Below are 25,016 nucleotides of genomic sequence, written 5' to 3' on the forward strand. Positions count from 1 at the left end.
ACATATTACTGGCGGCCTCACCCCCACGCACCGGCGGTCACCGCGGCGCAGCCGCCGTCACCCCCCGCCGTGTCCCGGCCGGCGGCGCCGGGTGGCAGGATCGGAGGCATGCCAGACGTGCTCGACGCCAGCCCCTACGACGCCCTGCTCCTGCTCTCCTTCGGCGGCCCCGAAGGCCCGGACGACGTGGTCCCGTTCCTGGAGAACGTGACGCGCGGGCGCGGCATCCCCAAGGAACGCCTCAAGGAAGTCGGGCAGCACTACTTCCTGTTCGGTGGGATCAGCCCCATCAACGACCAGAACCGCGCCCTGCTGGACGCGCTGCGCGAGGACTTCGCCGGGCACGGCCTGCGGCTGCCGGTCTACTGGGGCAACCGCAACTGGGCGCCCTACCTCACCGACACCCTGCGCGAGATGGTCCGGGACGGCCACCGCCGCATCCTCGTCCTGGCCACCAGCGCCTACGCCTCCTACTCCGGATGCCGCCAGTACCGCGAGAACCTCGCCGAAGCCCTCGCCGCCCTGGAGGCGGAGGGCCTGGAACTGCCGAAGATCGACAAGCTGCGGCACTACTTCAACCACCCGGGGTTCCTGGAGCCCATGATCGACGGGGTCGTCCGGTCGCTCGCCGGCCTCCCCGAGGACGTCCGGGACGGCGCGCACATCGCGTTCACCACCCACTCGATCCCCACCTCCGCCGCGGACACCTCCGGCCCCGTCGAGGCCCACGGCGACGGCGGCGCCTACGTCGCGCAGCACCTGGACGTGGCGCGGCTGGTCGCCGACGCGGTCACGGAGCGCACCGGCGTCGACCGTCCCTGGCAGCTCGTCTACCAGTCCCGCTCGGGTGCCCCGCACATCCCGTGGCTGGAGCCCGACATCTGCGACCACCTCGAGGAGCGGCACGCGGCCGGGGTCCCGGCGGTGGTGATGGCCCCCATCGGCTTCGTCTCCGACCACATGGAGGTCCTCTACGACCTCGACACGGAGGCCACGGCCAAGGCGGAGGAGCTGGGGCTGCCGGTGCGCCGTTCCGCGACCGTCGGCGCCGACCCGCGGTTCGCTGCGGCCGTCCGCGAGCTGATCGTGGAGCGTGCCGCCGCCGAGCGCGGGCAGGACGTCACGCCGTGCGCCCTGGGCGCGCTCGGCGCGAGCCACGACCTCTGCCCCGTGGGCTGCTGTCCGGCCCGCGCCACGCGTCCCGCCGCCGCGGGCGCCGACAGCCCCTACGCATGAGGAGCCCCGTGACCGACCCCCTGCACGCGGAACTGCTGGACCTGGCCCGGGAGGCGGCCCGCCGCGCGGGCGAGCTGCTGCGGGACGGCCGCCCGGCCGACCTGGCGGTCGCCGCGACCAAGTCCAGCCCGATCGACGTCGTCACCGAGATGGACATCGCGGCCGAGAAGCTGATCACCACCCTGATCGCCGAGCGCCGCCCGGAGGACGGCTTCCTCGGCGAGGAGGGCGCCTCCACCGAGGGCAGCAGCGGCATCCGCTGGGTGATCGACCCGCTCGACGGCACGGTGAACTACCTGTACGGCCTGCCCACCTGGGCCGTCTCGATCGCCGCCGAACAGGACGGCGAGACCGTGGCCGGGGTCGTGGAGGCGCCCCTGCGCGGCGAGACGTACCACGCGGTGCGCGGCGCAGGCGCGTGGGCCACCGGTGCCTGGGAGGGCGAGCGCGAGCTGACCTGCCGCCCCTCGCCGCCCCTGGACCAGGCCCTGGTCTCGACCGGCTTCAACTACGTCGCCGACGTCCGCACCCACCAGGCCGGCGTGGCACAGCGGCTGATCCCGCTCCTGCGGGACATCCGGCGCGGCGGCTCGGCCGCGGTCGACCTGTGCGACGTCGCCGCCGGGCGGCTCGACGGCTACTACGAGCGCGGACTGCACCCCTGGGACCTCGCCGCCGGTGACCTGATCGCCCGGGAGGCGGGCGCGCTGACCGGTGGACGCCCCGGGGACCGCCCCTCCTGGGACCTCACCGTCGCGGCCACCCCGGGCGTCTTCGAGCCCCTCCAGCGGCTCCTCGAGGACTTCGGCGCCTGGCACGACTGACCGGCCCGCCGAGGCGTGGAGCAGGACGAACGGGCCCCGGCGCTGGATTCGCCGGGGCCCGCCTCGTACGAGCCGGTCAGACGCTGAGCGCGCCGACCTCCACGCCGTGTTCGACGGCGAGACGGCGCAGGTCGTCGAGTTCGCCCTGTTCCACGTCGACGAGGAAGTCGTCGCCTTCGTCGCGGGCCCGCGACAGATCGGACTCGGTCGCCTTTATGCGCTGCAGAAGTCCTGCGGTGAATGCGTCCATGCTGCGCCCCCTCGTCCTGGGTCGGTGGCACGGGGGTGTGCCGTTCGGGAAGGGACGATCACGTCCGAGACGGATGCCCGGCGCCGCTCGGCCGGGCGGCGACGGTGCCGGACATCCACGCCCGCTCTGCGGAAGCGGACTGGAACGCACCGCATGGTGGTGCGGTACATGCAGAGCGTGATCGTGGGATGTAAAACCCGTCCTCCCCAAGCTCACTTCCGCGGAAACCTGATCGCACCAGAAAATCTCGTATTCCCGCCCCGTTCGCCCGGACGTTCCACGGTCCCGCAGCCGCCCGCCACCGGCCGCCGCCGTCGGTCCCTCCGCCTTACCGCCGACTTATGGCCGAAAAAGGCAGGATGGAGGCGACACACCCACCGGCACCCCCGCCCGCGCGCGCCCTCGGCGTCGCCCGGGCGGGACCTGAGGAAGGACAACGACGTGCGCGTACTCGTCGTCGAGGACGAGCAACTGCTCGCCGATGCGGTGGCCACCGGGCTGCGCCGGGAGGCCATGGCCGTCGACGTCGTGTACGACGGTGCGGCCGCCCTGGAGCGCATCGGCGTCAACGACTACGACGTGGTCGTCCTCGACCGTGATCTCCCCCTCGTGCACGGTGACGACGTCTGCCGCAGGATCGTCGAGCTCGGCATGCCCACGCGCGTGCTGATGCTCACGGCGTCCGGCGACGTCAGCGACCGTGTCGAGGGCCTGGAGATCGGCGCCGACGACTATCTGCCCAAGCCCTTCGCGTTCAGCGAGCTCATCGCGCGGGTGCGCGCCCTGGGGCGGCGCACGAGCGTGCCGCTGCCGCCCGTCCTCGAACGCGCCGGGATCAAGCTCGACCCCAACCGCCGCGAGGTCTTCCGCGACGGCAAGGAGGTCCAGCTCGCGCCGAAGGAGTTCGCCGTCCTGGAGGTGCTCATGCGCAGCGAGGGCGCGGTCGTCTCGGCGGAGCAGCTGCTGGAGAAGGCCTGGGACGAGAACACGGACCCGTTCACCAACGTGGTGCGGGTGACCGTGATGACCCTGCGCCGCAAGCTGGGCGAGCCGCCGGTCATCGTGACCGTGCCCGGCTCCGGATACCGGATCTGATGGACGATGGCTGCCACACCCGCACCCCCCGCGGCGCCCCCCAAGCCCACCTGGGACCCGAGAAAACTGGACCCGCCCTTCCCGTGGCTGCGTCCGACCATCCGCATACGTCTCACGCTGCTGTACGGCGGCATGTTCCTGATCGCCGGGATCCTCCTGCTGTCGATCATCTACCTGCTGGCCGCCCAGGCACTGCGCACCGGAAGCCAGCCGCTGTACAAGATCGTCTACTTCACCGATCTCAAGGTCGCCAGCAGCGACTGCCCGGTGGTCGACAACGGCAACCTGTCGTTGGCCGAGTTCAACGCCGCGATCAGCGACTGCATCGACCGTCAGCGCCAGGTCGCCCTGGACAACCTGCTCAGCCGCTCGCTGCTGGCCCTGCTCGGTCTCGCGATCATCGCCTTCGCCTTCGGCTACGCCATGGCCGGCCGGGTCCTGTCGCCGCTGGGCCGCATCACCCGCACCGCCCGTGCGGTGGCCGGCTCCGACCTGTCCCGCCGGATCGAACTGGACGGCCCCGACGACGAGCTGAAGGAGCTGGCCGACACCTTCGACGACATGCTGGAGCGGCTCCAGCGGGCCTTCACCGCGCAGCAGCGCTTCGTGGGCAACGCCTCGCACGAGCTGCGCACCCCGCTGGCGATCAACCGCACCCTCCTCGAGGTGCAGCTCTCCGACCCGAACGCCCCGATGGAGCTCCAGCAGCTCGGCAAGACGCTGCTGGCCACCAACGAGCGCAGTGAACAACTGGTCGAGGGCCTGCTGCTGCTCGCCCGCAGCGACAACCAGATCGTCGAACGAAAACCCGTGGACCTCGCCGAGGTCGCCACCCGGGCCATCGACCAGGTGCACGCCGAGGCGGAGGCCAAGGGCGTGGAGATCCGCGGAACCCACGAGTCCGCGGTCGTCCAGGGCAACGGCGTGCTGCTGGAGCGGATCGCCCTGAACCTGGTGCAGAACGCCGTGCGCCACAACGTGCCGGCGGACGGCTGGGTCGAGGTGACCACCCGGGTCCAGCACGGCCAGGCGGTCCTCGTGGTGTCCAACACGGGGCCGGTCGTCCCGGCGTACGAGATCGACAATCTCTTCGAGCCGTTCCGCCGGCTGCGCACCGAGCGCACCGGCAGTGACAAGGGCGTCGGCCTGGGGCTGTCCATCGTGCGGTCGGTGGCACGGGCCCACGGCGGGCACGTCTACGCCCAGCCACGTGAGGGAGGCGGGCTCGTGATGCGCGTCACCCTGCCGATCTGACATCATGCCCCGGCGCCCCGGGCGTTCGCTTCGCGCGCAATCTCCGGGGCACCTCTCCGGTATTTCCATGTGTGATCGATCACAGGGTCGATTTCCCGGCGTCCCACGCTGAGTGATCATGCGGGCGGCCGAAAGGCCGGGAAAGTCCCGGTTTTCAGGGGCCCTGATCACGGGAAGTACACGGTGGGGCGCCTTTGAAGTGCGGTATTCGGACCGTGTACGGTCCCCATCGCCGTCCAAGCCGATCACTCATGAGGAGTCGGGTTGGGTGTCGATTGAGTAACAGACCTTGATGTGAGGCAAAATCTCCGCCTCAGGTCGGGCACAAGTCCGGCCTCTCACGCGTTACGTGCGCTGAAGGCACCGCATACACCCAGAGGGGGAGAGCGATATGGCAACCGACTACGACACTCCACGCAAGACCGACGACGACGTCGACTCGGACAGCCTTGAGGAACTGAAGGCCCGACGGAACGACAAGTCGGCCTCCGCCGTGGACGTCGACGAGTTCGAGGCCGCCGAGGGCCTGGAACTGCCCGGAGCGGACCTCTCGAACGAGGAGCTGGCCGTCCGGGTCCTGCCGAAGCAGCAGGACGAGTTCACGTGCATGAGCTGCTTCCTGGTCCATCACCGCAGCCAGCTGGCCCGCGAGAAGAACGGCCAGCCGATCTGCCGCGACTGCGACTGAGGCGGGGTCGGCCGTGACTGGCTCGACCCCTCCACGGAAGCGCCGCTTCCTCGCGAGGGGAGCGGACTCAGGGCCTCGGCAGGGCCCGCAGCACGACACGCGTGACCAGGAGCGGGGCCCAACCGGCAGCGGGGCGGCCTCGCTCGGATCGGCGGCCGACCGGGGTGACCTCCCGGATTCCCTGGAGGTCACCGCGCCAGTGGCGCACCGGCGGGCCGCCGTTTTCCGTGCGAAGGCCAGGGAGGGCGCCCGCAGGGGCGGCGTCCGCGCCCGTGCGGGACTGGCCTTCCTGGCCGACCGGATCGTGGAGATCGCCCCGCGCGTGCCCGTACGGGATCTCGGGACGCTGCGCCGGCAGTTCCCCGGGCTCGGTCCCGAGGAACTGGCCGACAGGCTCGTGACGGGTGCCGCGAAGGCCACGGCGACCGTCGGGGCCGGAGTCGGCGCGGCGGCGGCGATGCCCGTGCCGCCGGCGATGCCGGCGGAGCTGGCCGCCGAGGTCACCGGCGTCGCCGCGATCGAGCTGAAGCTGATCGCCGAACTCCACGAGGTCTACGGCGTGCGACCGGCCGGGAACCTCGCCCGGCGCAGCACCGTGTACCTGAACTCCTGGTCGGAGGAGCGCGGGATCGAGGCGACCGGACCCTCGGCCGTGAACGCGGCCCTGAACAGCCGCATGAAGCGCGAACTGCGCCAGCGGATCATGAAGCGGACGGTCCGCAACCTGCCGAACCTGATGCCCTTCATGGTGGGAGCCGCGGTGGGCGCCGCCATGAACCGCCGGGACACCAGAAGACTCGCCCTGCGGATCCGGGAGGACCTGCGCAGAATCCAGGTGCCCTGGGACGCGCTGCCGGTGCTCCCGGCCCTGGAGCGCCCGCAGGACGCGCTGCCCGAGGACGCGTTGAAGGAACTCGGAGGCCACCGGGCGACGGGCGGTGGAGGCGACGAGGGCGACGGGCGTCACGGCCCGTGAGGACGCGGCCCCTGAGGACGTCCTCACCGGGCTCCTGACGACGCCCTCCCGGGCACCCCGGCCTCGCGCCCGCGCCCTCCCGGGCTCCCGCCGGATGTCTCCCGTCCGCCCTGCGCGCCGCCCGCACGACGTCGCGCGCTGGGCGGCGTCCGCACGCCGGCACGTCCTGTTGGCCGCCGCGCACCGGCACGCGCTGTGTGGCCCCGCACACCGTCACACCGTCACGCGCCGTGCGGCGGCGTCCGGGGACCGCGCCGTGCGGCGCCCGAGGGCCGGCCCTACGCGGCGTCCGCGCCGTCCTTCGCCGCCCGCAGCGCCCGTGCCAGTCGCTCCGGCTCACGGGTGGACAGGAAGAGGTAGGGCGTCGGGTCCGCCGGGTCCGTGACGTCCACGCGCAGCGCGCCGGGGATGTAGGCCCGCAGCAGCATGAAGGAGCGAGGGTCCGCCTTGTGGGTGCGCCAGGCCCGGGCCTCGTCGGCGTCCAGGATCTCCGCCTCGCCCAGCGCCGACACCGGGACCTTCGCCTCGCCCGCGATCAGGTGGCCGCCCACGACCCGGATCCGCACCGAGCCGTACGAGCCGGCCGCGACGGCCGCGACGGCGGTGCCGCCGGCCAGTCCGCCGAGCATCGGCAGCGTGCCGAACGGCAGCAGGACCAGCGCCATGGAGACCCCCGCCAGGAAGGAGATCAGCCACCAGGAGCGGGGGGCGGTGAGGCGTTCTTCGTACGGGGCGGCGGAGGGCTGCATGAATCCAAGCTTGGCACGGTGCCGGGGCGTCGCCGCACTCAGGGCGGCCGGCGCGAAGCACGTCCGGGGAGGGCTGCGGCGGGTGACGGACGGGCGGGTAAGGTCTGCGGCTGTGAGTGGTACTTCCGCAGCTCTTCAGCCCCCGGCCGACGCCGTGAAACCGGTGCGCCACCCGGACGCCCCGGCGCCCGGCGAGGTCCTCGGCGCGCACTACGGCCAGTGTTTCGGCTGTGGCGGCGAACAGCCCCACGGGCTGCACCTGGAGGCCCGCGCCGGCGCGGGCGTCTCGATCACCGCCGAGTTCACCGTGCAGTCCGCCCACCAGGGCGCTCCGGGACTGGCGCACGGCGGGGTGCTCGCCACCGCCCTGGACGAGACGCTCGGCTCGCTCAACTGGCTGCTGCGCACGATCGCGGTGACCGGCAGGCTGGAGACCGACTTCGTGCGGCCCGTACCCGTCGGCACCGTGCTGCACCTGGAGGCGGAGGTGACGGCGGTGGCCGGGCGGAAGATCTACTGCACCGCCGCCGGGCGCATCGGCGGCCCCGAGGGTCCGGTCGCGGTCCGCGCCGACGCCCTGTTCATCGAGGTCGCGGTCGACCACTTCGTCGACCACGGCCGCGAGGAGGAGATCCGGGCCGCCCTGAGCGACCCCGACCAGGTCCGCCGTGCCCGTGCCTTCGAGGTGAACCCGTGAACGAGTCCCGTCCCGGCGCACTCGAGGTGCTGATCAGGCGTGTCGACCCCGGTGTACCGCTCCCGGCGTACGAGCACCCCGGTGACGCGGGGGCCGACCTGCGGACCACCGAGGCCTGCGAGCTGGCTCCCGGTGAGCGTGCGGTGCTGCCCACCGGGGTGTCTGTCGCCCTCCCCGAGGGGTACGCGGCCTTCGTGCACCCGCGATCCGGTCTGGCCGCCCGTTGCGGCGTCGCCCTGGTGAATGCCCCGGGGACGGTTGATGCCGGGTACCGTGGGGAGATCAAGGTGATCGTGGTGAATCTCGACCCGCGCGAGACCGTGCGGTTCGAGCGCTTCGACCGGATTGCCCAACTGGTCGTCCAGCAGGTCGAGAGGGTCCGTTTCGTGTCGGTCACGGAGCTTCCCCCTTCGGCCCGGGCCGAGGGGGGCTTCGGGTCCACCGGCGGGCACGCCTCGGTGGAAGGCGAGAACGGCACAAGCGTTCAGGCCGCCGTGGGCGGCGCGACGGGTGGGAATCGATACGCTTCGGTCGTATCCGACCGGGAAGGACAGTGACGTGTTCGGACGTCGCAAGAAGAAGGATGCCGCCGAGGGCGCGGCCGGCGAGGCCGAGCAGGTCGTCGACGGTGTCGACGCTGAGGCGGGCAAGGCGGACAAGGCGGCCGAGCGGCTGAGGCTCGAGCCCGCGCCGCGGCCCGACGGCCCCTGGGACAGCACGGAGGTCCGTGAACCCGGTGAGGGCCGGGTCGACCTGGGCGGCCTGTTCGTGCCCGGTGTCGACGGCATGGAACTGCGGGTGGAGGTCGCGGGCGACGCGATCGTCGCGGCCACCGTCGTGCTGCGTGACAGCGCCATCCAGCTGCAGGCCTTCGCCGCGCCCAAGCGTGAGGGCATCTGGGGCGAGGTGCGCGAGGAGATCGCGAGCGGCATCACCCAGCAGGGCGGCATCATCGACGAGGTCGAGGGCCCGCTGGGCTGGGAGCTCCGCGCCCAGGTGCCCGTGCAGCTGCCGGACGGCACCGGCGGCTTCCAGGTCGTGCGGTTCGTCGGTGTGGACGGGCCCCGCTGGTTCCTGCGCGGGGTGATCTCGGGCCAAGGCGCGGTGCAGCCGGGGGCCGCCGGGCTGCTGGAGCAGATCTTCCGGGACACCGTGGTGGTGCGCGGCGAGGGCCCGATGGCGCCCCGCGACCCGATCGTCCTGAAGCTGCCGAACGACGCCCAGATGGTTCCCGAGAACGTGCAGCAGGAGGAGGGTTCCCGGTTCGCGGGCGGCATGGGCCAGCTCCAGCGCGGACCGGAGATCACCGAGGTCCGCTAGCCGCTCACCGTCGGCCCGCGGGGCCGTGTCACACAGGGTCCGCAGGGCCGCACCCCGGCGGGGTGCGGCCCTGCGGCGTGCGCGGACCCTTGACGCCGTATTGGTCTGTACCTACCGTCTCGGGCCATCCGGGCGTTCGAGAAGACGCCTGATGTCCGCATGCGGGAACGGCTGGCCCTCACGTGTCATCTGTCTCCCACGCCGCCGCCGCGGCGGCCGCACGGCCCTGCCCGCCCTCCCCACCGCGGCACCGGCCGCCACCCTGGTGCTCCACCCCGACGCCGAACGCGCCGACGCCGCCCCCGCCGCCTTCGTCCACCCGGGCGTCACCGTCTCCCGGAGTCGGCTGGACTTCGCGCGGAGCAAGGCCGACGAGGGCGCCCGGCCCTGGAAGGGCGCCCTCGACCGGATGACGGCGAGCAAGTACGCCGACCCGAACCGCTTCCAGGCCACGTACGAACAGGGCGCGGCCGTCCCGGGCGGGCTGTGCGGCGGCTCCCCGCACCTCGGCCCGGGCCCGGTCACCGAGGTCGGTCACAACGCCCTGCACAACCGCCTCGGCCACGCCATGAGCAGCACCCGGGCGCTGACCGAACGCACCCGCCCCTCCGGCACCAACGACCTCTTCGCCGCCCGGGAGACCCTCACCCACGGCGACAACCCCGCCTGACCGTTGATCCACCGGGCGCCGGACGGAGACACCGGCGCCCGGTCCACGGGGGAGGGCGGCCGCACGGGTGAGGCGGTCACCGGGACCACGGCGCGCGTCGAGGACGTGCACGAGCCGTACGGCACCGGAGCCGCGCCGGGAACGGTCCACACACTTTTCCGGTACCGGCACGCCGCCCGTCGCGGACCCGCCGGTTCGGCTCCGCGGCGAGGACGACCGGATGACAATGAGGGCCATGGCGGGCGGCAGGCTTCGGATCCACCCCGGTGCGGCACCGGGCGTCGGCAGGACGTGCGCGACGCCCCGCGAGGCACACCGCCGGGCCGGGCGCGGCACCGACCGCGTGGCCGCCTCCGTGGAACCCCACGGCCGGCCCCGTACCGAGGTGCTGCCGCACGGCCCGGAGGAGAGGTCCGTACCCGCCGCGGAACCGGAAAGGCAGCTCTCATGACGCGTGTGCTGGTGGTCGACGACGACCCGGCCGTCGTGCGCGCCCTCGTCATCAGCCTCAGGGCGTGCTCCTACGAGGTCGACGCCGCCCACGACGGCGCGGGTGCCCTGCGCGCGGCCGCCGCCCGCCGTCCCGACGTCGTCGTCCTCGACCCGGGCCTGCCCGACATGGACGGGGTCGAGGTGATCAGGGACCTGCGCGGCCGGACCCGGGTGCCGATCCTGGTGCTGTCCGCGCGGCACTGCTCCACCGAGAAGGTCCTGGCGCTGGACGCGGGGGCCGACGACTACGTGACCAAGCCCTTCGGCATGGACGAGCTGATGGCCCGGCTGCGGGCCGCCGTACGCCGCGCGGAACCCGCCGGTGACAGGGGCGGCACGGTCGTCGAGACCGACGGGTTCACCGTCGACCTGGCCGCCAGGAAGGCCACCCGTGACGGGAAGGGCGTACGGCTGACGCCCACCGAGTGGCATCTGCTGGAGGTGCTGGTGCGCAACAGCGGGCAGTTGGTGACGCAGAAGCGGCTGCTGCGGGAGGTGTGGGGGCCGTCGTACGGGACGGAGACGAACTACCTGCGCGTGTACATGGCGCAGCTACGGCGGAAGCTGGAGGCGGATCCGTCACGACCGAGGCACCTGATCACCGAGCCGAGGATGGGGTACCGCTTCGAGAAGTGAAGGTCGGGGCGGTGCCCGCGGCGGCGGCCGGAGCGGCCGGTCCGGACCGGGGAAGCAGGGGGTACGTAACCGTCAGTGCACCCCGGTACGCTTCAAGTATGAGTGCTGTTCCTCGATCCGAGAAGCCGGCAGGCCGGTTCCGGCGCATGCTCGACCGGCTCTCCTCCTCGCAGGAGGACCTGGAGTCGGAGGAGCTGCGCGAGGACGCCGAGACCGCGGGCTGTACGCGAATAGGCGACTGCCGGGACCGGCAGATCGTCACGGTTACTGGTACCTTGCGCACGGTCACGCTGCGCCCCCGCGCGGGGGCGCCGGCCCTGGAGGCCGAGTTGTTCGACGGCTCCGCCGCGCTGGACGTGGTGTGGCTCGGCAGGCGCTCCATCGTGGGGATCGAGCCGGGGCGCAGGCTGATCGCATCGGGCCGGATCTCGATGAGCCGGGGCCGCCGGGTGCTGTTCAATCCGAAATACGAACTGAGACCCCTCGGACGGGAGTAGCCGGTGACGTCGCTCGACAAGCCGACAACCGAAGACACATCCGCGGACGACGCCCGGGCGGTGACGGAGGCCGCCCTGTTCGAAGCGTTCGGCGGGGTGCGGGGCATGGTCGAGACGGTGCTGCCCGGGCTCCTGTTCGTCAGCATCTACACGATCAACAAGGACCTGCACATGTCGGCGATCGCGGCGCTCGCCGTGGCGCTGGTGATGGTCGTGGTCCGCCTGGTGATGAAGGACACCGTCAAGCACGCCTTCAGCGGCGTCTTCGGTGTCGCCTTCGGCGTGGTCTTCGCGATGATGACCGGCAACGCCAAGGACTTCTACCTGCCGGGCATGCTCTACACCCTCGGCCTGGCCCTGGCGTACATCGTCACCGCGATGGCGGGTGTCCCGTTGATCGGGCTGATGCTCGGCCCCGTCTTCAAGGAGAACCTCTCCTGGCGCACCCGTAACCCCGGTCGCAAGAAGGCCTACACCAAGGCCAGTTGGGCCTGGGGACTGATCCTGCTCGGCAAGAGCGCGATCCTCTTCCCGTTGTACTGGTGGGCGGACACCACCCAGCTGGGCTGGGTGCTGGTCGCGCTGAAGATCCCGCCGTTCCTGCTCGCCGTGTATCTGACGTGGGTGTTCCTGGCGAAGGCGCCCCCGCCGATCGACGTGTTCGCCGAGATGGAAGCCGAGGAGCGCGCGGAGGAGGAGCGCAGGGCCGCGGCTTCGGCGGGCGAGTAGGCGGGCCTTCCCCCGTCCCCGGGAACTGCCAGTCCCCGGGCCCCCGCTCCGGTCCGAACGGCATCGTCCTCGATCGCCGGACGGGCCGGAGGGGGCGCCCGGGTTCCCGGCGCCCCCGTGTCACTGGCGGGGCATGTCGTCCTTGCGTACCGAGAGCAGGTCCTCCAGCTGTTCCTCGCGGGCCTGGGCGGCCACGAAGAGCAGCTCGTCGCCCGCCTCCAGGGAGTCCTCCCCGGTCGGGGTCAGCACGCGCGTGCCGCGGATGATGGCGACCAGCGAGGTGTCCTGCGGCCACTGGACGTCCCCGACCTGGGTGCCGGCCAGCGCCGACTCCTCGGGCAGGGTCAGCTCGACCAGGTTGGCGTCGCCGTGGCTGAAACGCAGCAGCCGGACCAGGTCGCCGACGCTGACCGCCTCCTCCACCAGGGCCGACATCAGCCGCGGTGTGGAGACGGCGACGTCCACGCCCCAGGCCTCGGTGAACAGCCACTCGTTCTTGGGGTTGTTCACCCGGGCGACCACGCGCGGGACGCCGTACTCGGTCTTGGCGAGCAGTGAGACGACGAGGTTGACCTTGTCGTCGCCGGTCGCGGCGATGACGACGTTGCAGCGCTGGAGCGCCGCCTCGTCCAGGGACGTGATCTCGCAGGCGTCGGCGAGCAGCCACTCGGCCTGCGGCACGCGCTCGACCGAGATGGCGGTCGGCGCCTTGTCGACGAGCAGGACCTCGTGGCCGTTCTCCAGCAGCTCGCCCGCGATCGAGCGGCCGACCGCGCCGGCTCCGGCAATGGCGACCCTCATCAGTGACCGCCCTCCTCTCCGGGACCCTTGGCGAACGCCGCCTCGACCCGGTTGATCTCGTCGGTGCGCATCATCACGTGCACCAGGTCGCCCTCCTGCAGCACGGTGCCCGAGCTGGGCAGCATCGCCTCACCGAGCCGGGTCAGGAAGGCCACCCGCACGCCCGTCTCGTCCTGCAGCCTGCTGATCCTGTGCCCCACCCAGGCCGTGGAGGTGTGCACCTCGGCGAGCTGGACCCCGCCGGTGGGGTCGCGCCACAGCGGCTCGGCGCCCGAGGGGAGCAGCCGGCGCAGCATCTGGTCGGCCGTCCAGCGGACGGTCGCCACCGTGGGGATGCCGAGGCGCTGGTAGACCTCCGCGCGGCGCGGGTCGTAGATACGGGCGGCGACGTTCTCGATGCCGAACATCTCCCGGGCCACCCGCGCGGCGATGATGTTGGAGTTGTCGCCGCTGGAGACGGCGGCGAAGGCGCCCGCCTCCTCGATGCCCGCCTCGCGCAGGGTGTCCTGGTCGAAGCCGACGCCGGTGACCCGGCGGCCGCCGAACGAGGAGCCCAGCCGGCGGAAGGCGGTGGGATCCTGGTCGATCACGGCGACCGTGTGCCCCTGTTCCTCCAGGGTCTGGGCCAGGGCGGAACCCACCCTGCCGCAGCCCATGATGACAATATGCATCGCGTTACACCGCGCTTCCTGCAGGCCCTGCGGCCCTCATGACTTCCGTGCCCATGTCTCTCTCTCGGCTCGCCAGGCAACACACAGCGGCCTGAGTGCGGGCCGCAGGGCAACATCATGCCGGGGGATCGCGCCCCTGACGCCCTCCGGGGCCCGGCCGTCGTGTTCGCGTGCCGCACTCCGGCGTATCGGCGCCACGGGTCGTGTCCGGGGCCCGGACGAGATCCGGGGCCCGGACGGGGAGGGGAACCACCACGACCACCGGGACCGACGTCCTGGCGGTGCCCGTGCCGCGCGCCTCCGGCGTCACGATTCCGCGGAGTCCGGCGGCACCGGCGAGCGCCTGCCCGGGACGGTCAACGGCGCGTGATGCTGCGCACGCTCGCCAGGGTGAGGATGCCGAGGCCGAGGAGGGCTGCCGCGGCGCCGATCAGTTCTGCGGTCGGGTGCATGGAACCTCCAGGTGCGGCTGCGGCCGGGGAACCGCGGGGGAAGACGGACAGGGTTCGGTCATATAGCCATGGAACTGTCCCCACCTGCGGAATCCGGGGCCCGGCCACCCCGCTGATTCACCCGGTGGGCAGAGGCCGCGCGGATGTGGGGTGGCGGGTGGGCCGCCCCCGGACCGGGGGCTTACGATCCTCTGTTGTGTCCAAACTGACCGACGTGCCCAAACGGATCCTCATCGGGCGCGCACTGCGCAGTGACCGGCTGGGGGAGACCCTCCTGCCGAAGCGTGTCGCACTTCCCGTCTTCGCCTCCGACCCGCTGTCCTCCGTGGCGTACGCCCCCGGCGAGGTGCTGCTGGTCCTGTCCATCGCGGGCCTGTCGGCGTACCACTTCAGCCCCTGGATCGCCGTCGCGGTCGTCGTGCTGATGTTCACCGTGGTCGCCTCCTACCGGCAGAACGTGCACGCCTACCCCAGCGGCGGCGGCGACTACGAGGTGGCCAACACCAACCTCGGCCCCCGGGCCGGCCTGACCGTGGCGAGCGCCCTGCTCGTCGACTACGTCCTCACGGTCGCCGTGTCGATCTCCTCCGGCATCGAGAACCTGGGCGCGGCCGTCCCGTTCGTCGTCGAGCACAAGGTGGCCTGCGCGGTCGGCGTGATCGTGCTGCTGACACTGATGAACCTGCGCGGCGTCAGGGAGTCGGGCACGCTCTTCGCGATCCCCACGTACGTCTTCGTCGCGGGCGTCTTCACCATGATCGCGTGGGGGGCGTTCCGCGGGATCGTCCTCGGCGACGAGATGCGGGCCCCGACCGCGGACTTCGAGATCAAGCCCGAGCACCCCGGACTGGCCGGCTTCGCCCTGGTCTTCCTGCTCCTGCGCGCCTTCTCCTCCGGCTGCGCCGCGCTCACCGGTGTCGAGGCGATCTCCAACGGCGTACCGGCCTTCCGCAAGCCCAAGTCGCGCAACGCCGCGGTGACGCTCGCCATGATGGGCCTGCTCGCCGTCACCATGTTCTGCGGCATCATCGGGCTGGCCATGGCCACCGGCGTCCGGATGGCGGAGGACCCGGCCAAGGACCTGATCCACGACGGCGCCCCGCTCGGCGCCGACTACGTCCAGGACCCGGTGATCTCCCAGGTCGCCGAGGCCGTCTTCGGCCACGGCAGCATCCTGTTCATGATCCTCGCCGCCGCCACGGCGCTGGTGCTGTTCCTCGCCGCCAACACCGCCTACAACGGCTTCCCGCTGCTCGGCTCGATCCTCGCCCAGGACCGCTACCTCCCCCGCCAGCTGCACACCCGCGGCGACCGCCTCGCCTTCTCCAACGGCATCGTGCTGCTCGCGGGCGCCGCCGGCCTGCTGGTGTGGGTCTACGAGGCCGACTCCACGCGCCTGATCCAGCTCTACATCGTCGGCGTGTTCATGTCCTTCACGCTCAGCCAGACCGGCATGGTCCGGCACTGGAACCGCCTGCTGGCCACCGAGAAGGCGACCGCCGAACGCCGGCACATGATCCGCTCGCGGGCCATCAACGCCTTCGGTGCCTTCTTCACCGGCATGGTCCTGGTCGTCGTGCTCGTCACCAAGTTCACCCACGGCGCCTGGGTCGCACTGCTCGGCATGTGCATCTTCTACGCGACGATGACGGCCATCCGCAGGCACTACGACCGCGTGGCCGAGGAGATCGCGGCACCGGAGGTCCCCGGCGACGACAGCGTGCGGCCCTCCCGGGTCCACTCGGTCGTCCTCATCTCCAAGATCCACCGTCCCACGCTGCGCGCGCTCGGATACGCCAGGCTGATGCGCTCCGACACCCTGGAGGCGCTCAGCGTCAACGTGGACCCGGCCGAGACCAAGGCGCTGCGCGCGGAATGGGAGCGGCGTGGCATCGGCGTACCCCTGAAGGTGCTCGACTCGCCGTACCGGGAGGTCACCCGCCCGGTGATCGAGTACGTCAAGAGCCTGCGCAACGAGGCGCCGCGCGACGTGGTGTCCGTGATCATCCCCGAGTACGTCGTCGGCCACTGGTACGAGCATCTGCTGCACAACCAGAGCGCGCTGCGGCTCAAGGGCCGGCTGCTGTTCACCCCGGGCGTGATGGTGACGTCGGTGCCGTACCAGCTCCAATCGTCCGAGGCGGCCAAGAAGCGGGCCCGCAAGCGGCAGGACTGGATCGCACCCGGCTCGGTGCGCCGCGGTCCGGCGGAGCGGGCGAAGGACACCTCCACACCCACGTAGACTGGTGGGCTGTTGTCACGGGCCGACGCGCCCGTCCGCTCTCGATGTTGTGGAGTCACCCCGCCCATGCAGGCAGAACCGAGGAAATCGCTGGTGGGGGAGGAGTACGAGGTCGAGATCGGCCCCGTCGCCCACGGCGGCCACTGCATCGCCCGTACGTCCGAGGGACAGGTGCTGTTCGTCCGGCACGCGCTGCCCGGCGAGCGGGTCGTCGCACGGGTGACGGAGGGCGAGGAGGGAGCCCGGTTCCTGCGCGCGGACGCGGTGACGGTGCTGGACGCCTCCAAGGACCGGATCGACGCCCCCTGCCCCTTCGCCGGTCCCGGCCGCTGCGGCGGCTGCGACTGGCAGCACGCCAAGCCGGGCGCCCAGCGGCGCCTGAAGGGCGAGGTCGTCGCCGAGCAGTTGCAGCACCTCGCCGGGCTCACGCCCGAGGAGGCCGGCTGGGACGGCACGGTGATGCCCGCCGAGGGCGACAAGGTCCCCGCGGGCCAGGTCCCGGCGTGGCGCACGCGCGTGCAGTACGCCGTGACCGCCGACGGCCGCGCGGGACTGCGCCGGCACCGCTCGCACGAGGTCGAGCCGATCGACCACTGCATGATCGCCGCCGAGGGCGTCAGCGAACTGGGCATCGAGAAGCGGGACTGGACGGGCATGGACTCCGTCGAGGCGATCGCCGCCACGGGCTCCCAGGACCGCCAGGTCATCCTGACCCCCAAGCCGGGCGCCCGCCTGCCCCTGGTCGAACTCGACCGCCCGGTCTCGGTCCTGCGCATCGACGAACGCTCCGGCCAGGTCCACCGCGTCCACGGCCGCCCCTTCGTCCGCGAACGCGCGGACGGCCGCACCCACCGGGTCGGGGACGGCGGCTTCTGGCAGGTCCACCCGAAGGCGGCGGACACCCTGGTCACCGCGGTCATGCAGGGCCTGCTGCCGCGCAAGGGCGACATGGCCCTCGACCTGTACTGCGGCGTCGGCCTGTTCGCGGGCGCGCTCGCCGACCGGGTGGGCGAGCAGGGCGCGGTCCTCGGCATCGAGTCCGGCAAGCGGGCCGTCGAGGACGCCCGGCACAACCTCGAGGCCTTCCCCCGCGTCCGCATCGAACAGGGCAAGGTCGAGTCCGTCCTGCCCCGCACGGGCATCACGGAGGCCGACCTCGTCGTCCTCGACCCGCCGCGCGCGGGCGCGGGCCGCAAGACGGTGGAGCACCTGTCGTCGCTGGGCGCCCGCCGCATCGCGTACGTGGCCTGCGACCCGGCGGCGCTGGCACGGGACCTGGGGTACTTCCGGGACGGGGGGTACCGGGTACGGACGCTGCGGGTGTTCGACCTGTTCCCGATGACCTCGCACGTGGAGTGCGTGGCGATTCTGGAGCCTGCGGACAAGGGTGCCTGACCTGCGGTTGTGTGGCCCGGGTGGGATGGCTCGACCTGTTTCCCTCCATGCAGCGGTTCGAGCGGACGGGGCGCCCCTCAAGAGCCCCCTGACCTGCGCATTCATGAGGGAGGCGCTTGTATCGGCGACGTCTTCAAGGTCTCGTTCGGAGATTCTTGACGCTCAAATGACGCACGAAGCGGAAGCCTCATCCTCCCGGACCTCTTCAGCGGAGGGCCGGGTGGACCGGACCCATCGGCACGGGGCAAGGAGTCCGGTACGGGCGTCCTGCTGCACCTGCGCAGCGGCGGGGCGAGCTGCCACGCCGGCCCCACGCTTATTGGAGCCGAGAGCGCGGCCCGTCCCCGCTCCCGGAGCGATTCATGGCCCGCAAGGTCCACCGGGCCTTGACCAGCACGTTGGCGGTCCGCAGATCGTTCGTGGTTCCGTCCGGGCCGACGCGGTCCCGGTCGTAGCCGTGGCCGGTGTTGAAGTGCCATTGGTCGTCGCTCACCATGGCGGAGCGTTTGAGACCCTGCCCATCGCCTTTGGAGGTGTACCCGCCGACGGCCGGGCCGTCGCCGTTCGGGTACGACGGCAGGCCGAAGAGTCGCACACGGTGTGCGGGTTGTGCACGTACGCGACGGGGTTCGGGGCGGGAGCGAGGCCGAGGGGGTCGGGGGAGGTGTAGCGGCCGGTTTCGGGGTCGTAGTACTGGCCGGGGAAGCGGAGTGGGGTGTAGGTGCTGCTGTCCCGGGACCAGGCCGTGGTGCCCCAGAGCGTGCTCCGGGTGCGCCACGCGATGTCGCCCGTCTCGTCGATCAGTTCGGTGGGGGTGCCGATGAGGTCGGTGGCGATGGCGAAGAACCGGCGGTCGATCTCCTCCTGGCGGTCTCAGGTCCTCGACGTAGTCGAGCAGCAGGCGGTCCGGCGGGCTGTACTGGATCACCGTCCCTGTGACCTGGGGCTGGCTGGGCAGCTGTGGACGCGGGCCGGGGTGGGCGATCTGATCGCGAAGCTGTACCGGGTGCGGCTGACCGAGCAGGGGGTGGGCAAGTACCTGCGCCGGTGGGGCATGTCCTTCCAGCGCCCGGACAAGCGGGCCGTCGAGCAGAACCCGGAAGCGGTCCGCGTCTGGCGGGAGGAGACCTGGCCGGCGATCCACGCGCAGGCGAAGGCCGAGGGCGCCGAGGTCCTCTTCGCCGACCAGGTCGGTATCCGTTCCGACCAGGTCACCGGCCGAACCTGGGGCGCCAAGGGATGCACCCCGATCGTGCGCCGCACGGGCAACCAGTTCTCGGGGCGAGTTCAACCGGTCGATGCAACACTCCTGATCAGGGAGGTGTGCTGTGGGACGTCCAACAGGTTGGATGACGGAGTTGACGGGTCGGTCACCGATGAAGTCGCCGGGACGGCCGTCGGCTCGGCGCGTACTTCCGGGGTGCAGGCATCAAAGCTGTGCTTCCCATCTGCCGGATCAATCATGCCCGGCTTCAGGGCCGCTACGAGAACCGGCTCAGCTCAGTCCGGGCCGTGCCGCGAGAGGCGTTCCCCGACGACGGCTGGTTCGAGTACGAGGACGACGGCTGGTACCGGCCGGCATTCCTCGACGGCCGACGCGGCGGCGGCCTGCACCGGGTCTACGGTCGCGGTCGTGAACCTCCACGCCACCACGTGGCAGGCCGAAGTCAGTCGGTCGCCGCGACCCCGGCTTTGGCGATGAGCATGTCCAGAAGCGAGAGCAGCGCCCCGCGCGCGTCGTCACGGGAGCGGGCATCGAGCAAGTGGATGGGTGTGTTCGGGTCACGCAGATGCAGCGCCGCCCTGATCTCCTCGGCGGTGTAGGGCTGTTCGCCGTGGAAACAGTTCGCGGCGACCAGGAACGGAACCCCTCGGTTCTCGAAGAAGTCGACGGCCGGGAAACTGCGGTCGAGGCGTCGTGTGTCGACAAGGACAATAGCCCCGAGTGCCCCGTTCAGCAGGTCGTCCCACATGAACCAGAAGCGCTCCTGGCCAGGTGTGCCGAACAGGTAGAGCACGACCCGTGCGTCGGTGAGGGTGATGCGGCCGAAGTCCATCGCGACGGTGGTAACCGCCTTGGACTCGATGCCGTCGAGGTCATCGACGCCGACGCCCGCGCTCGTCAGCCGCTCCTCGGTGCGCAACGGCTCGATCTCGGAGACCGTCTCGATCAGGGTCGTCTTGCCGACGCCGAATCCCCCAGCGATGAGGATTTTGACGGGGTCCGCTTCCTGGGCAGGGGCGTCATATCCGGGCAAGGTTGTCCCTAATTTTCATGAGCAGGTGGACATTGGTGGTCTCGGCCCCTTCCAGGGGTGGCCGGTGCTCGATCAGCCCCCGATCCGCGAGTTCGCCGAGAAGAAGCGTCATGGGAGTGAGGCGGATGTGCATGCGCGCCGCGATCTCGGCGACCGCCAGGCCGCCCGGAGGCGAGCACATCGCGAGGATGGCCTGCCACTCGCTGGGCAGGCCGCCGTGGCCGTCCGCGACGGCCACCGCCGTGATCGTGGTGTCCATGGTGAGGGCGGTGTGTGCAGCCGCCGTACGTCCATCGGTCAGCGCGTACAGCCGCGTCCGGCGGTGGCCTCCCTCTCCCGGCCTGGGCTCGTCCGCCATTACGACGGCTGCGCCTGGCCGCGATCAGGCGTGCTCAGCCACTCACCGAGCGCCTGGGCGGTGCGCACGGCTTCACCGCCCAGCTCCCCCAGCCGCGCCTTGCGGGAGGTCACCACGATGAGCGTGCTGCCCTCCCCGCACCCGACGATGCAGAGATAGCAGTCGTCCATCTCGACCAGCTGGCGGATCACCCGGCCGCCGTCGACCTCCCTGGATATCGCCTTCATCGTGGAAGCGATGCCGGAGGACGCGGCGGCTATGCGCTCCGCCTGGTCCCGTTCCAGCTCGTACGAGCTGAGCTTGATCCCGTCGTTGGACAGGAGCACGGCTCCCTGGATGCCGGCGATCCTGCTCAGGTTGTTGTCCAGGACGCTGTAGATCATGTCGTTCGTTGTCGTCATGGCTGATCCCGTCGGAGTTCTTCTTCCACTGTCTGAGTCCCGTGTTCGTAGTCCGCCCAGGCGTCGGCCACTTCCTCGGGTGTCGCCGCGTCCTGATGGACGGCAGTCTCCGGTGCGTGCGGCGCGCGGAGCTGCTCGGCGATGTGAGCCTGTGGGATGCGCTCGGGGAGGGCCGGCTTCGCGTCACCGCTCCGTGTCAGGGAAGGAACCGACGGCTTACTCTCCACCGGCCGCTCGGGCAGGCGCTCCGGCGTCCTACGGCCGGCCGGCCCGGTCTTCGCGTGCAGGACCAGCTCGGGCTTGCGTTCGTCGGACGGGCCCGGTGCCGGGGCGGGCATCGCCGCCGCGCGCGGCGCTTCCTTTCCCGCCCGGACCGGTTCGGTCGGCACAAGGAGTTCCTCGGGAAGAATCACCACGGCCGACGTCCCTCCGTATACCGAGCGGCGCAGCGTCACTGTGGCCCCGAGCTGTTCGGCGATGTGGCCGACCACGAAGAGTCCGAGCCGGTGCGCGTTCTCCGCCAGGACGGAATACGGCGGGGCCGAGTGCAGACGCCTGTTCATCTCCTCGTAGGTTGCGGCGGTCACCCGAGGCCCGCGGTCCTCGATGTCGACCAACAGCCCGTCCGTCACCAGTTCGGCACGGATGATCACCTTCGACTGCGGCGGGGAGAACCGGGTGGCGTTGTCCAGGAGTTCTGCCAGGAGGTGGCTGATCTCGCTGATCACCCGCGGTGCCACGCTGATCTCGTCCAGGGCCTGGCGCTCGATCCGCCGGAAGTCCTCGACTTCCGCCGCGGCTTCGCGCAGCAGGTCGGCGACGCGCATGGGCTCGGTGTGCGGATCGGGGATCTCCCCACCTGCCAGGATGAGCAGGTTCTCGATCTGCCGCCGCATACCCACCGTCAACTGGTCGGATCGCATCAACCGGGCGAGAAGCTCCTCGTCGTGTCCGAAGGCGTCCTGCAGTTCGTCGGTGAGGGCCAACTGGCGGCTGACCAGGTTTCCGGTGCGCGAGGCGATGCCCGCGGCGAACATACCGAAACCCTGACGCTCGGCCGCGAGCCGCGCATGCCCGTCGACGGATACGGAGACGACCCGGGCGAACGCGTCGCTGATACGTCCGACCTCGTCCCGGTCTCCGCTCACCGCGGGCAGCGCGTCGTCGTCGACGGGCTGCCCGCGCTGGAGCCGGGCAACGACATCCGGCAGCATGTCCTCCGCAATGGCCACCGTACGTTGGTGCAGACCGCGCAGGCGGCGGAGCACGGAGCGCGTGGTGAGCACGATGACGGCCGCGACGGCAAAGACGGCTGCGCCGTTTCCGGCGATCAGCCAGAGGACCTCGTTCTCCAACTGCGTGGCCTTGGCGTCGGCGTGCACGAGCAGTGCTCGCCCCTGTTTCGCGTTGAGCGCGTCAAGGCGCGACGCGAACTCGTCATACGCGGCCTGCCAGGCGTCAGCTTCCTTGGGTAGCTCGATGCCGGACGCGGTGTTCTGGTGGTCGGAGATGACCGCGTCCTCGATACGGACCTTCGTCTTCCAGCCGTCCGAGGCGAAGACCTGGTCGTAGGCCGCTTTCTCCTCGGCCGTCAGATACGGCGCGACCCACTCGTCGTACTGGTACCGCTGGGATCCGACGGAGTTGACGAATTCGGCGAACCCGGAAGGGCTCAGACGCCTGGACGGCCCGGCCATGGCGAGGATGGTGGTCTCGCGTGCCACCATCTCGGACACCGTGAACACCGTGACGACCAGGCCGCTCTCCTGGATGAGCTCGGCGTCTTCCGCATGGCTGAACTCGTTCTGGTACACCCGGATGATGCGGTCGACGAGGTCGGAGTAGTAGCCGATCGTCCGATCCGCGTCCCCGCTGCGCGCGTCCGCGCGCTCGCGGAACGCGGCCAGATCCGCGAGGCTGTGCTTCAGCTCCGCGACGTAATGATCGTCCTCGCGCCCGGTCGCCGCCAGAGCTCCGTCCGCCGCCCGGCGGAACTCGTCCGCGGCCCGGTCCGTGGCCGCGCGCTGCTCGCGCAGCTCTTTCTCGGACACGGAGCCGCTCGCCCACCGTGTGGCGGTCATCGTCCGCTCATCCTGCAGTTCGACCATCAGCCTGGTCAGGGGTACATCGGTCCGCTCACCGACTGCCACATCAGCGCGTAGTTGCTTTGACTGGTGTACCAGCGGCTGTGCGGTCATGGCCACTTGGGCACTCATCGCCAGAATAGGGACGATTGCCAGCCAAATGAGCAGTGTACGCAGGCGCAGAGTACGCCGCCGACGAGTCGCCGGCTGCCCTCGTGTGCCTTCGGGTTCTATGGGAGACATCAATCCTCGGAGAGCGGGGAACCAGGGGGGACGGCCCGACCGCCGAGACCAGACGCAGTCCTGGGTTCAGGACTGGGGGAAGTCCGGTTCGGCTTTGACGCGGCGTGATGTACCGATCATAACCAGCCACACTGGAGAAACGGAGAGATGGCTTCCGTTGGTCGCATGTGGTAGGGGCGATGAAGCATTGCACATCGGGCGTTGGCGTTCACCTGACGTCTGGGCACAGGCGTGCTCGTGCAGACAGGGCAACCCGCTCTCCCGGCCGCACGTCTTGGACCGACCGGCAAATGGGTCACTCGAGGCGTCGGGTCCGTCCGCGCGCAGGGGAGCGGTCCGGAAGAACGCGTCCGACCTCGTCTTTTCTGTACCCCGCTCAGGCCGGCATCTTTCCGATGACGGCGCACGTGGAGTGCGTGGCGATCCTGGAGCTAGCTGACAAGAGTGTCTGACCTGCGGTTTTGTGGCCAGGAGAGCTCGACCTGTCTCTCTCCGGCAGCGGTTCGAGTGGACGGCGTCCCTCGCAACGCGCAGCCGGCGATCCGGCCACGAGCGGGATTCCGCTGCCGGCGCGCGGAAACCTGCCACAGAAGGTGCCGGGGATGTCAGTGGGTTCGCGACATCCTGGGCGGGGGCGGGCGTTGCCCGGCCCCTCGACTCCTGCCCCCGCCTACCTGATGTCCTGGTTCCAGGCGCTGCTCCGGCCGTTCGGCGCGTCGTACGCGGTGACTCGTGCCAGGCCGTTCGCGCGCAGTCCTTCCCGGTGGGGCCGCAGCAGTCGCGTCCACACCTATCCGAAAGTTTCGAACGTCGCGCACATGATTGCGGTGCGTACCTTCCTCATCTCATCCCATCCCTCGCGACGGTTGGCGTGAGAGGTGGCTTGAACAGCGGAGACGTACTCGCCAAGACCTCTTCAGGTGGTAGAAGTGTTTCCGAAAGGCTGTCGAAAGTGTTGACAGGCCCATGGCACTCTACGAAAACTGTGGCCACCGAACGACAGGAGACCGTCGTTCCCCCCGCGTCATGCGACCGGGGGCGGCGGTCGGTCGTTGCGGCACGACGACGGGCGACCCCCGCCGTGTTCCATGCAAGGCCGCGGGCAGCAGAAGCCGCCCGCCCCCCACCAGCCTTCATCGGGAGGACGCATGCAGCAGGACGGCACGCAGCAGGACCGGATCCAGCAGAACCCCGCTCCCTTCAGCGGCTTGAGCCGACGAGGCTTCCTCGGCGGCGCCGGCACGGTCGCGCTCGCCACCGCGTCCGGACTACTGCTGCCCGGCACCGCCCACGCCGCCACCACCATCACCACCAACCAGACCGGCTACGACGGCATGTACTACTCGTTCTGGACCGACGGCGGCGGCTCCGTCTCCATGACGCTCAACGGCGGCGGCAGTTACAGCACCCGGTGGACCAACTGCGGCAACTTCGTCGCCGGCAAGGGCTGGAACACCGGCGGGCGCAGGACGGTCCGCTACACCGGCTACTTCAACCCGTCGGGCAACGGCTACGGCTGCCTCTACGGCTGGACGTCGAACCCGCTGGTGGAGTACTACATCGTCGACAACTGGGGCAGCTACCGGCCCACCGGCGAGCACAGGGGCACCGTCTACAGCGACGGCGGCACGTACGACATCTACAAGACGACGCGGTACAACGCCCCCTCCGTCGAGGGCACCCGCACCTTCGACCAGTACTGGAGCGTCCGGCAGTCGAAGGTGACCAGTGGCTCCGGCACCATCACCACCGGCAACCACTTCGACGCCTGGGCGCGCGCGGGCATGAACATGGGCCAGTTCAGGTACTACATGATCATGGCCACCGAGGGTTACCAGAGCAGCGGGAGCTCGAACATCACGGTCAGCGGCTGACCTCTGTCCGGCGAACAACCGGTTGCGGGCTCCGTCCTCGTGGCGGGTCCCGCAACCGTGGCGAACCCGCCACCGCGGGATGGGCCGACCGGCTCGACAACCAGCACCTCCACACAGCGATCGG

At 70.9% G+C, this 25,016-nt stretch carries 26 protein-coding genes and 2 pseudogenes; 18 read left to right on the forward strand and 10 right to left on the reverse strand.

Going from position 1 to position 25,016, the window contains the following annotated elements; all coding sequences use genetic code 11:
• The first annotated feature begins 108 nt into the window (after window positions 1–108).
• Together ACF07S_RS29100 and ACF07S_RS29105 are read left to right on the forward strand one after the other, a co-directional pair.
• The gene (locus tag ACF07S_RS29100) at window positions 109–1,236 is read left to right on the forward strand and encodes a ferrochelatase (RefSeq protein ID WP_391975557.1); all 1,128 of its coding nucleotides are present in this window, start codon (window positions 109–111) and stop codon (window positions 1,234–1,236) included.
• A gap of 8 nt (window positions 1,237–1,244) precedes the next feature.
• The gene (locus tag ACF07S_RS29105; protein ID WP_391966199.1) at window positions 1,245–2,060 is read left to right on the forward strand and encodes an inositol monophosphatase family protein; all 816 of its coding nucleotides are present in this window, start codon (window positions 1,245–1,247) and stop codon (window positions 2,058–2,060) included.
• 76 nt (window positions 2,061–2,136) lie between these two features.
• On the opposite strand, the gene ACF07S_RS29110 is transcribed toward ACF07S_RS29105, so the two are convergent.
• Window positions 2,137–2,310: a hypothetical protein gene (locus ACF07S_RS29110; protein WP_391966198.1), complete on the reverse strand. Its 174-nt coding sequence runs from the start codon at window positions 2,308–2,310 to the stop codon at window positions 2,137–2,139.
• A 441-nt stretch (window positions 2,311–2,751) separates the two neighbouring features.
• On the opposite strand from ACF07S_RS29110, the gene ACF07S_RS29115 reads away from it, so the two are divergent.
• The 4 genes from ACF07S_RS29115 (at window position 2,752) to ACF07S_RS29130 (ending at window position 6,323) form a co-directional block, all read left to right on the forward strand.
• Window positions 2,752–3,405 (forward strand): response regulator transcription factor, encoded by a 654-nt coding sequence (locus ACF07S_RS29115; RefSeq protein ID WP_007387794.1) that lies wholly within the window; start codon window positions 2,752–2,754, stop codon window positions 3,403–3,405.
• A gap of 6 nt (window positions 3,406–3,411) precedes the next feature.
• Window positions 3,412–4,659, forward strand: a complete 1,248-nt coding sequence (locus ACF07S_RS29120) for a sensor histidine kinase (RefSeq protein WP_391975558.1) — start codon at window positions 3,412–3,414, stop codon at window positions 4,657–4,659.
• A gap of 391 nt (window positions 4,660–5,050) precedes the next feature.
• On the forward strand, window positions 5,051–5,347 hold the full coding sequence (locus ACF07S_RS29125; RefSeq protein WP_003993510.1) for a DUF4193 domain-containing protein: 297 nt from the start codon (window positions 5,051–5,053) through the stop codon (window positions 5,345–5,347).
• 13 nt (window positions 5,348–5,360) lie between these two features.
• Complete coding sequence (locus tag ACF07S_RS29130) at window positions 5,361–6,323, forward strand: hypothetical protein (RefSeq protein ID WP_391966196.1); 963 nt, start codon at window positions 5,361–5,363, stop codon at window positions 6,321–6,323.
• A 278-nt stretch (window positions 6,324–6,601) separates the two neighbouring features.
• Here ACF07S_RS29130 and ACF07S_RS29135 read toward each other — a convergent pair whose 3' ends face one another.
• Window positions 6,602–7,072, reverse strand: coding sequence for a DUF3093 domain-containing protein (locus tag ACF07S_RS29135; RefSeq protein WP_391966195.1), 471 nt, complete (start codon window positions 7,070–7,072; stop codon window positions 6,602–6,604).
• Between the two features lie 112 nt (window positions 7,073–7,184).
• Between ACF07S_RS29135 and ACF07S_RS29140 the strand changes: the two genes are divergently transcribed.
• From ACF07S_RS29140 to ACF07S_RS29175, 8 genes and pseudogenes are all read left to right on the forward strand, one after another.
• Window positions 7,185–7,769 (forward strand): PaaI family thioesterase, encoded by a 585-nt coding sequence (locus ACF07S_RS29140; RefSeq protein ID WP_391966194.1) that lies wholly within the window; start codon window positions 7,185–7,187, stop codon window positions 7,767–7,769.
• The gene (gene dut, locus ACF07S_RS29145) at window positions 7,766–8,326 is read left to right on the forward strand and encodes a dUTP diphosphatase (RefSeq protein WP_391966193.1); all 561 of its coding nucleotides are present in this window, start codon (window positions 7,766–7,768) and stop codon (window positions 8,324–8,326) included. The genes ACF07S_RS29140 and dut overlap by 4 nt, the downstream gene beginning before the upstream one ends.
• Before the next feature lies 1 nt (window position 8,327).
• A complete protein-coding gene (locus tag ACF07S_RS29150; protein WP_391966192.1) occupies window positions 8,328–9,089 on the forward strand; it encodes a DUF3710 domain-containing protein in 762 nt (253 codons plus the stop codon).
• Between the two features lie 442 nt (window positions 9,090–9,531).
• Window positions 9,532–9,759, forward strand: a pseudogene (locus ACF07S_RS29155) (hypothetical protein); the annotation flags it as partial.
• A 235-nt stretch (window positions 9,760–9,994) separates the two neighbouring features.
• Window positions 9,995–10,195 (forward strand): annotated as a pseudogene (locus tag ACF07S_RS29160) (hypothetical protein); the annotation flags it as partial.
• An 11-nt stretch (window positions 10,196–10,206) separates the two neighbouring features.
• On the forward strand, window positions 10,207–10,887 hold the full coding sequence (locus ACF07S_RS29165; protein WP_391975559.1) for a response regulator: 681 nt from the start codon (window positions 10,207–10,209) through the stop codon (window positions 10,885–10,887).
• A gap of 98 nt (window positions 10,888–10,985) precedes the next feature.
• On the forward strand, window positions 10,986–11,384 hold the full coding sequence (locus tag ACF07S_RS29170) for an OB-fold nucleic acid binding domain-containing protein (protein WP_391966190.1): 399 nt from the start codon (window positions 10,986–10,988) through the stop codon (window positions 11,382–11,384).
• Window positions 11,385–11,387: 3 nt separating this feature from the next.
• A complete protein-coding gene (locus tag ACF07S_RS29175; protein ID WP_391975560.1) occupies window positions 11,388–12,113 on the forward strand; it encodes a DUF3159 domain-containing protein in 726 nt (241 codons plus the stop codon).
• Window positions 12,114–12,233: 120 nt separating this feature from the next.
• Here the strand turns inward: ACF07S_RS29175 and ACF07S_RS29180 are convergent, their stop codons facing one another.
• Entirely contained in the window at window positions 12,234–12,914 is a 681-nt protein-coding gene (locus tag ACF07S_RS29180; protein WP_391966188.1) for a potassium channel family protein, read from the reverse strand.
• A complete protein-coding gene (locus ACF07S_RS29185; protein WP_391966187.1) occupies window positions 12,914–13,585 on the reverse strand; it encodes a potassium channel family protein in 672 nt (223 codons plus the stop codon). Before ACF07S_RS29185 ends, ACF07S_RS29180 begins: the two co-directional genes overlap by 1 nt.
• 648 nt (window positions 13,586–14,233) lie before the next feature.
• On the opposite strand from ACF07S_RS29185, the gene ACF07S_RS29190 reads away from it, so the two are divergent.
• Both ACF07S_RS29190 and ACF07S_RS29195 read left to right on the forward strand, forming a co-directional pair.
• Complete coding sequence (locus ACF07S_RS29190) at window positions 14,234–16,279, forward strand: APC family permease (protein WP_391975561.1); 2,046 nt, start codon at window positions 14,234–14,236, stop codon at window positions 16,277–16,279.
• A gap of 66 nt (window positions 16,280–16,345) precedes the next feature.
• Window positions 16,346–17,674, forward strand: coding sequence for a class I SAM-dependent RNA methyltransferase (locus ACF07S_RS29195; protein ID WP_391975562.1), 1,329 nt, complete (start codon window positions 16,346–16,348; stop codon window positions 17,672–17,674).
• Window positions 17,675–17,990: 316 nt separating this feature from the next.
• Here ACF07S_RS29195 and ACF07S_RS29200 read toward each other — a convergent pair whose 3' ends face one another.
• Together ACF07S_RS29200 and ACF07S_RS29205 are read right to left on the reverse strand one after the other, a co-directional pair.
• Window positions 17,991–18,167 carry a hypothetical protein gene (locus ACF07S_RS29200; protein ID WP_391975563.1) on the reverse strand — a complete coding sequence of 59 codons (177 nt, stop codon included), beginning with the start codon at window positions 18,165–18,167 and terminating at the stop codon, window positions 17,991–17,993.
• Window positions 18,164–18,511, reverse strand: coding sequence for an RHS repeat-associated core domain-containing protein (locus tag ACF07S_RS29205; protein ID WP_391975580.1), 348 nt, complete (start codon window positions 18,509–18,511; stop codon window positions 18,164–18,166). Before ACF07S_RS29205 ends, ACF07S_RS29200 begins: the two co-directional genes overlap by 4 nt.
• On the opposite strand from ACF07S_RS29205, the gene ACF07S_RS29210 reads away from it, so the two are divergent.
• Entirely contained in the window at window positions 18,396–19,376 is a 981-nt protein-coding gene (locus ACF07S_RS29210) for a winged helix-turn-helix domain-containing protein (RefSeq protein WP_391975564.1), read from the forward strand. The two genes, ACF07S_RS29205 and ACF07S_RS29210, sit on opposite strands and share 116 nt — an antisense overlap.
• On the opposite strand, the gene ACF07S_RS29215 is transcribed toward ACF07S_RS29210, so the two are convergent.
• From ACF07S_RS29215 to ACF07S_RS29230, 4 genes are read right to left on the reverse strand one after another with little or no spacing between them, the layout of a single operon-like run.
• Window positions 19,342–19,932 carry an ATP/GTP-binding protein gene (locus ACF07S_RS29215; protein WP_391966177.1) on the reverse strand — a complete coding sequence of 197 codons (591 nt, stop codon included), beginning with the start codon at window positions 19,930–19,932 and terminating at the stop codon, window positions 19,342–19,344. The two genes, ACF07S_RS29210 and ACF07S_RS29215, sit on opposite strands and share 35 nt — an antisense overlap.
• A complete protein-coding gene (locus ACF07S_RS29220) occupies window positions 19,919–20,290 on the reverse strand; it encodes a DUF742 domain-containing protein (protein WP_391966176.1) in 372 nt (123 codons plus the stop codon). The genes ACF07S_RS29215 and ACF07S_RS29220 overlap by 14 nt, the downstream gene beginning before the upstream one ends.
• Window positions 20,290–20,691 carry a roadblock/LC7 domain-containing protein gene (locus ACF07S_RS29225; protein WP_030826382.1) on the reverse strand — a complete coding sequence of 134 codons (402 nt, stop codon included), beginning with the start codon at window positions 20,689–20,691 and terminating at the stop codon, window positions 20,290–20,292. Before ACF07S_RS29225 ends, ACF07S_RS29220 begins: the two co-directional genes overlap by 1 nt.
• Window positions 20,688–22,889 (reverse strand): nitrate- and nitrite sensing domain-containing protein, encoded by a 2,202-nt coding sequence (locus ACF07S_RS29230; protein ID WP_391975581.1) that lies wholly within the window; start codon window positions 22,887–22,889, stop codon window positions 20,688–20,690. Before ACF07S_RS29230 ends, ACF07S_RS29225 begins: the two co-directional genes overlap by 4 nt.
• Before the next feature lie 1,277 nt (window positions 22,890–24,166).
• Here ACF07S_RS29230 and ACF07S_RS29235 point away from each other — a divergent pair.
• On the forward strand, window positions 24,167–24,892 hold the full coding sequence (locus tag ACF07S_RS29235) for a glycoside hydrolase family 11 protein (protein ID WP_391966175.1): 726 nt from the start codon (window positions 24,167–24,169) through the stop codon (window positions 24,890–24,892).
• Window positions 24,893–25,016 lie beyond the last annotated feature (124 nt).

The organism is Streptomyces sp. NPDC016640 (assembly GCF_043076215.1).
In the GTDB taxonomy this organism is placed as follows: domain Bacteria; phylum Actinomycetota; class Actinomycetes; order Streptomycetales; family Streptomycetaceae; genus Streptomyces.

What these genes read in the sequence shown, in the direction of transcription:
- ACF07S_RS29230 (WP_391975581.1), bottom strand. Translation starts at nt 22,889, where the DNA reads ATGACCGCACAGCCGCTGGTACACCAGTCAAAGCAACTACGCGCTGAT.
- ACF07S_RS29220 (WP_391966176.1), bottom strand. Translation starts at nt 20,290, where the DNA reads ATGGCGGACGAGCCCAGGCCGGGAGAGGGAGGCCACCGCCGGACGCGG.
- ACF07S_RS29125 (WP_003993510.1), top strand. Translation starts at nt 5,051, where the DNA reads ATGGCAACCGACTACGACACTCCACGCAAGACCGACGACGACGTCGAC.
- ACF07S_RS29180 (WP_391966188.1), bottom strand. Translation starts at nt 12,914, where the DNA reads ATGAGGGTCGCCATTGCCGGAGCCGGCGCGGTCGGCCGCTCGATCGCG.
- ACF07S_RS29120 (WP_391975558.1), top strand. Translation starts at nt 3,412, where the DNA reads ATGGCTGCCACACCCGCACCCCCCGCGGCGCCCCCCAAGCCCACCTGG.
- ACF07S_RS29235 (WP_391966175.1), top strand. Translation starts at nt 24,167, where the DNA reads ATGCAGCAGGACGGCACGCAGCAGGACCGGATCCAGCAGAACCCCGCT.
- ACF07S_RS29170 (WP_391966190.1), top strand. Translation starts at nt 10,986, where the DNA reads ATGAGTGCTGTTCCTCGATCCGAGAAGCCGGCAGGCCGGTTCCGGCGC.
- ACF07S_RS29100 (WP_391975557.1), top strand. Translation starts at nt 109, where the DNA reads ATGCCAGACGTGCTCGACGCCAGCCCCTACGACGCCCTGCTCCTGCTC.
- ACF07S_RS29225 (WP_030826382.1), bottom strand. Translation starts at nt 20,691, where the DNA reads ATGACGACAACGAACGACATGATCTACAGCGTCCTGGACAACAACCTG.
- ACF07S_RS29110 (WP_391966198.1), bottom strand. Translation starts at nt 2,310, where the DNA reads ATGGACGCATTCACCGCAGGACTTCTGCAGCGCATAAAGGCGACCGAG.
- ACF07S_RS29185 (WP_391966187.1), bottom strand. Translation starts at nt 13,585, where the DNA reads ATGCATATTGTCATCATGGGCTGCGGCAGGGTGGGTTCCGCCCTGGCC.
- ACF07S_RS29165 (WP_391975559.1), top strand. Translation starts at nt 10,207, where the DNA reads ATGACGCGTGTGCTGGTGGTCGACGACGACCCGGCCGTCGTGCGCGCC.
- ACF07S_RS29195 (WP_391975562.1), top strand. Translation starts at nt 16,346, where the DNA reads ATGCAGGCAGAACCGAGGAAATCGCTGGTGGGGGAGGAGTACGAGGTC.
- ACF07S_RS29135 (WP_391966195.1), bottom strand. Translation starts at nt 7,072, where the DNA reads ATGCAGCCCTCCGCCGCCCCGTACGAAGAACGCCTCACCGCCCCCCGC.